Below are 5,667 nucleotides of genomic sequence, written 5' to 3'. Positions count from 1 at the left end.
CACGGTCAGATACTCCGGTCCGGTGATGATGTAGCCGGAGGAGTTGCGGTGGTCGGCGCCTGCGTTGCCGATCGTCTGCCCCGTGCCGGAGACGGTGCCGTCGCCGGTCTTGACCGCCAGCTCGGCCCGGCCGTCGCCGTCGTAGTCGTAGACCTGGAACTGGGTGTAGTGCGCGCCGGCCCGGATGTTGCGGCCCAGGTTGATGCGCCACAACCGCTGGCCGTTGAGCCGGTAGGCGTCGATGTAGACGTTGCTGGTGACCCCGGACTGGGCGTTGTCCTTCTGGTCACTCGGATCCCACTTGAGGAAGATCTCGTACTGGCCGTCGCCGTCCGCATCGCCGACGCTGGCGTCCCCGGCGGTGTAGTTGCTGCCCGGCCGGGAGATCGGCACGTCCAGGTAGGTGCCGCCGGCAAAGCGCAGCGACGGCTCGGACGCCGCCTGCTCGACCCCGCCCACGACCGCGCGGATGGTGTAGGAGGCATCGGCGGGCGCGCCGCCATCCAGGTAGTTGGTGGCGCCGGTCAGCGGTGAGGCGTTCACCTTGGTCGCCCCGCGGTAGAGGTTGAAGGCGGTGTCGGGGCTTTCGGTGCCCAGCAGCCGCCAGGAGACCAGGTTGCCCGACCCGGAGCGGACGCTGATCAGGCCGCGGTTGAGGTCTTCCATCTGCCGGCCTGTGGGGTTGGGGGTGGGGCCGGGGTCGGTCTCCAGGTAGTCGAGGTTGGGTAGGCCATCGGCGGTGGTCGGGCTCAGCCGGATGGTGTTACTGCCCGCGTTCAAGGTGACGGTCAGCGTTTTGGCGGTCCAGGTGGTCCAGGCGCCGGTGGGGTCGAACGCGGTGGCCGGGTGCGCGACCGTTCCGTTGACCAGCACGTCGGCAGAGCGGCCCGCGGTGGCGCCGTTGGCATACCCCAGGGCGATGGTGGCGGTGCCGGCGGCGGACGCGGTCACGGTGAACTGCGCCGCCGCGCCGACCGCGTTGGTGCCGTTGCAAAAGCCGCTGCCGGAGAAGCCGGCATGGTTGGACTCGATGAGACCGTCACAGGTGGCGGGCGCGGTCTCGGCTTCGTAGCGGGTCGCGGCCGCGGAGGTCTCCGCAGTCGTGACGACACCGGCTGCGGCCATCGTCACCGCGACGCCGACGGCCAGCAGAGCGGCGCGGGATCTACGTAAGGACATGAGGAAACTCCAACTGTCATCGCAGGTAGTGGATGGGGGACAGGTTCAGCTCGCGCATGCGCTGCAGGACGTGCCTGGCCATCTCGTTCGCTCCGTAGGAGGAGAAGTGGGTCTTGTCATTGAGCTCGGGCAGGTAGAGGCGGCCCGAGCCGTTCGGGCCGAGCCCTTCCACGAGTGCCTCGCTCGCGGCGGTCAGGTCGATCAGCGGAGCGTCCTGCGCCGCCGCCACCTGCCGCATCGTCGCCGGGAGGTTCACGCCCACGCTGTTGACGTGCAGCGCCGTCGAGGTCAGCGTGCCGTCGGCGGCGAACAGCCGCCGCACCGGAGGCGTGACCAGCACCGGCGTCCCGCCCCGCGACCGTACCTGCGTCACCAGGCTGGTCAGGTTCGAGGCGAACGCCGAGGCCGTCGTCGACTTGTCGTTGTGCCCGAATTGGATCAGCACCGTGTCGCCGCTCCGGATCAGCGGCTTCATCGCGGGGAACAGCGCCGAGTTGGACAAGAAGCTGCCCGAGCTTTCGCCCGAGTCGCCGTAGTTGGCCACCGACAGGCCCAGCTTGAAGTACTGCGGGAGCTGCTGCCCCCACCCGGTGTACGGCGCAAGCAACTGGTCGCAGACGGTCGAGTCGCCCGCCAGGTACAGCACCGGCCCGCTCGCGGGGGCCAGCCCGATCCCGTTCAGCTTCGGAGCCGACCCAGAGAACACCAGGTCCAGCCCCGGTGTCCCGGTGCCGCCCTGTCCCGTGGGCTGCCCTTCCGGCTGGCGCACGTTCAGCGTGAACGAATACCGCGCATACGACCCCGCCGCCGTGGACACGGCAGGCAGCACGGTACGGCGAGCCTCGGCCTGCACGCTGGTCACACCCGGACTGGTCGCGTCGCCGAGGATCACGGTCACGTCGTAGTTACCCGGCGCGACGTCGACGTGGCAGGTGATCGGCGAGGTGCCGGTGCACCTCGACCGCAGCGCCGGATCCGGCTCCGGCCCCGGAGGGGTGCCGGTGTCGGTGCCGAAGACCTTGAAGTCGGCGATGCTCGCCCAGGTGGATGCGGCGAGCCCGGTCACCGTGATCCGTACGTATCGGGCGGCCGCGGTGAAGGCGTCACTCTGGACCTGGGCGGTGGAGGTGTTCGCCGTCCGGTCGGCCACCTGCGCCCAGGTCGAGCCGTCGGTGGAGACCGAGACGTGGTACCCGTACGTGCGGGCGAACTCCCAGCGCACTTCCGTGCCGGTCAACGTCGCCACATTTCCCAGGTCGACCTGCCACCAGTGACCTGTCCTGCCGTCGGCGGCACACCAGCGGGTGGCGGTGTCACTGTCGTTCGCCAGAGCCGGGCCGCGCCCGGACTGACTGGAATCGGCGCTCGTGGCCTTGCCCAGGGCCAGGTCGGTCACAGCCCCGGCCGGTGTCGCGAGCGGTACGGCCAGCAGGCCCGCCAGCACGGTGAGGAGGGCGAGAACGACGAGTCCAGAAGAGCCCGGTGGGCTGGGCAGGCGACCATCTGACCGAGAGGAACCCAAGGTGATTCCGCGCTTTCTCATGGGGGTCTGTACTGGCCGGCGTGCCGCATACGCGGCACGCCGGCCATCGGCTTCTTACGGGATGGCGCGAGCGCAGGCAGAGGTGGCGGCGTGCCTGCGCCACGGTGCGGTGCTAGGCAGCACCGACGCTGACGTCGAGGTAGTCGACGTTGGGCAGGCCGTCGGCGGCGGTCGGGTCCAACCGGATGGTGTTGCCGCCGGCGTTCAGCGGAACGGTCACCGTCTTGGTGACCCACGTCGTCCAGGCGCCGGTGACCTCGAACGACACCGTCCCCACCGTGGACCCGTTGACGACCAGGTTGGCAGCCCTGGCAGCGCTGGCGCCGTTGGCGAAGCGGATCCCGAGCGTCGCCGTGCCGGCCGCCGAGGCGTTCACCGTGAACTGCGCGTAAGCGCCGGCCGCGTTGGTGCCGTTGCAGAAGCCGGTGCCGGAGAAGCCGGCATGATTCGTGTCGATCGTGCCCTGACACACCGCCGGCGCGGCCTCCGCCTCGTAACGCCCCGGAGGCGGTGGCGTGTCGGGAGAGGTCTTGACGAGTGAGAGCTGGTCGACGATGACACCGCCCGAACCCGACGCCCGCACGGTGACGGTGGCGGCCCCGCTGGGCAGCGCGATGCCGGTGAGCTCGCGCTTGGCCCAGCCGCTCGACGACGGGATGCTGAGGGTGCGTTGGCTGCCGTTGGAGCCGGTTATCACGACCTGTCCGGCGCTGCCCCGAGCGTGCAGGGACAGGGTGTAGGTGCCTGCGGGCACCGATGCGATCCGCTGCTCGACGCCGCCGCTGTTGCTCACCTGGAGGGCGAAGCGAGACCCGTTCGCACCACCGTTGACGTTGGTCACCGAACCGCCGAGGTTCCGCCATCCGCGCACACTGGAGACGATGATGCGGTCGGCCTGGATGTCGGGGTTGAGGATGTAGTTGTTCGCCGGCCCGACGCGCCACTCTCCGGTCGTGATGTTGAACTGCCACTGGCTCATCGAGTGGAACTGTGGCCGCGCGCCGGTCTTGGTGATCGGCACCCACTGGTTGTATCCGATGCCGTTCCAGGCGAAGTCGGCCCAGCGGTCGCCTGCGTAGATCACCGTGTTCTGCTTGGTGCCCTTGACCGTCACGAAGAACCCGGTCTGGGTCACGTGGCTGTAGTCCATCTCGGTGCCGGCAAGGACGTACTCGCTGCTGTAGGAGCCCTGGACGTTGCTGCTGGTCGACTCATTGACGTAGTTGACAGAGGTGTTCCAGCCGTGCAGGTCCGACGCCGCGTGGTAGTACTTGCCGTCGAGCTTGAACATGGCGTTGCCCTCGCGACCGTCGCCGCGGCGGATCTCCACGCCTGGCTCGATCCGCAGCGAGTCGGACTCCCGGAACTTGGCCACGAAGCCGCGCGACCGCCCTTCGCGGTTGGAAAAGATGAGGTAGTCCTTGCCGTCGTCGTCGGTGAAGACGGTCTGGTCCCCGGTGCCGGTCGTCGGCGAGTTGGTGATCTGGGTCTGGAAGTAGCCGTAGTCGAAGGTGTCGGTCGGCGAGTCGCCCTGCAACAGCAGGACACCGTGCCCGCCCCTGCCCGTGTGCCACATCTGCACGGCGAGCACGTATTTGCCGGTGTTCTCGTTGTAGGAGACACCGAGCCGCCCGACCCAGCCCGCGCCGCCCATGGTGGCGCCGCTGCCGACGCCGGTGGAGCGCGTCGCGACGCGGTTCTCGAACTTCCAGTTCACCAGGTCCTTGGACGAGTACACGGGGATCGACACGAAGCTGACGTCGCCGTCGTACTTTCTCGTCGGGTTGGCCCGGTAGTACTCGGCGCCGGTGTAGTGCACGCCGTACCAGTAGTAGGTGTCGCCGAACTTGAAGACGCCCCCACCCTGCGAATAGATGGGATTGCCGCTGGTGTCGTTCCAGAAGACATTGTTGGTGATGGTCTGGAACGTCCCCTCGTCTGCGGCTGTCAGGTTGTCGGCGGCGGTCACCAATGCCGTCTTCGCGGCTGCGACTTCCGACGCGGTTGCCGAAGCGTCGGCGGCGACATCGGCCGCGGTGTTCAACGCCTTCGCGAAGGGCGCCCAGGAATCGCCGGTGTACTTGCCGGCGGAGCGCGTCTTGTAGTCCGCGACGAGACTCTTCAGACCGCGAACCATCACCAGACCATTCGCGGCCGCTCCCTGAGAGGAGAAGGACGCCCACGAGTCGGCGGTGTAATCCGCGGCGGAATAGCCGGAGACGTTGTCGTTGAGATCCGCCAGGGGTTCAGCCGCCGCGGCGATACCACCGGGTGCCGCCGCTGACATGAACAGCCATGCCGCGGTGACCAGCACAGTTTTGCGTAAGGTACCAATCATGGTGCTGCCTTTCGTTTCTAGTGGCGTCGCGCTTTCCGCGCTCACCCGTTGATGTCGAGGTAGTCGACGTTGGGCAGTCCGGCTGTCGTGGTCGGATTTCATCGGATGGTGTTGCTGCCGGCGTTCAGCGGAACCGTCACGGTCTTGGTGACCCACGTCGTCCAGGCGCCGGTGGATTCGAACGACACCGTGGCCACCGTGGACCCGTTGACGACCAGGTTGGCCGGCCTCTCCGTACCGCCACTGGTGCCGTTGGCGAAGCGGATCCCGAGCGTCGCCGTGCCGGCTACCGACGCGTTCACCGTGAACTGGGCGTAGGCGCCGGTCGCGTTGGTGCCGTTGCAGAAACCGCTACCGGAAAATCCGGCCCAATTCGTGTCGATCGTGCCCTGACACACCGCCGGCGCGGTCTCCGACTCGTAACGCTGCGCTGACGGCGTGTCGCCGGTCCGCTCGAAGGCGCCCAGATCCGGAGCCGGCCCGGTGTAGGGCAGGCCGACGTCGGTGCCTTTGTCGATCAGGGTGCTGTTGGCGGCAAGGCGGAGGTGGGGCAGCACGGGCAGGCTGCCGTCGGCCTGGCGGGGCGCATCCCAGCCGGAGGTCGACA

4 protein-coding genes are annotated in these 5,667 nt (G+C 68.4%); all 4 read right to left on the bottom strand.

The window, feature by feature from the left end:
• A partial coding sequence (locus E1294_RS50830; RefSeq protein ID WP_132520191.1) for a rhamnogalacturonan lyase family protein occupies positions 1 to 1,179 on the bottom strand: 1,179 nt, incomplete at its 3' end.
• A gap of 16 nt (positions 1,180 to 1,195) precedes the next feature.
• A complete protein-coding gene (locus tag E1294_RS50825) occupies positions 1,196 to 2,623 on the bottom strand; it encodes a galactose-binding domain-containing protein (RefSeq protein ID WP_165977958.1) in 1,428 nt (475 codons plus the stop codon).
• Between the two features lie 211 nt (positions 2,624 to 2,834).
• The gene (locus tag E1294_RS50820) at positions 2,835 to 5,162 is read right to left on the bottom strand and encodes a family 43 glycosylhydrolase (protein ID WP_220448424.1); all 2,328 of its coding nucleotides are present in this window, start codon (positions 5,160 to 5,162) and stop codon (positions 2,835 to 2,837) included.
• Positions 5,159 to 5,667 (bottom strand): carbohydrate-binding protein (locus E1294_RS50815; RefSeq protein WP_246083869.1); only part of this gene is annotated, 509 nt, incomplete at its 5' end. The genes E1294_RS50815 and E1294_RS50820, both read right to left, overlap by 4 nt.

Source organism: Nonomuraea diastatica (assembly GCF_004349015.1).
Taxonomy (GTDB): domain Bacteria; phylum Actinomycetota; class Actinomycetes; order Streptosporangiales; family Streptosporangiaceae; genus Nonomuraea; species Nonomuraea diastatica.
The sequence above is the reverse complement of the archived record's forward strand: the minus strand, read 5'-3'. Positions and strand labels throughout refer to the sequence as shown.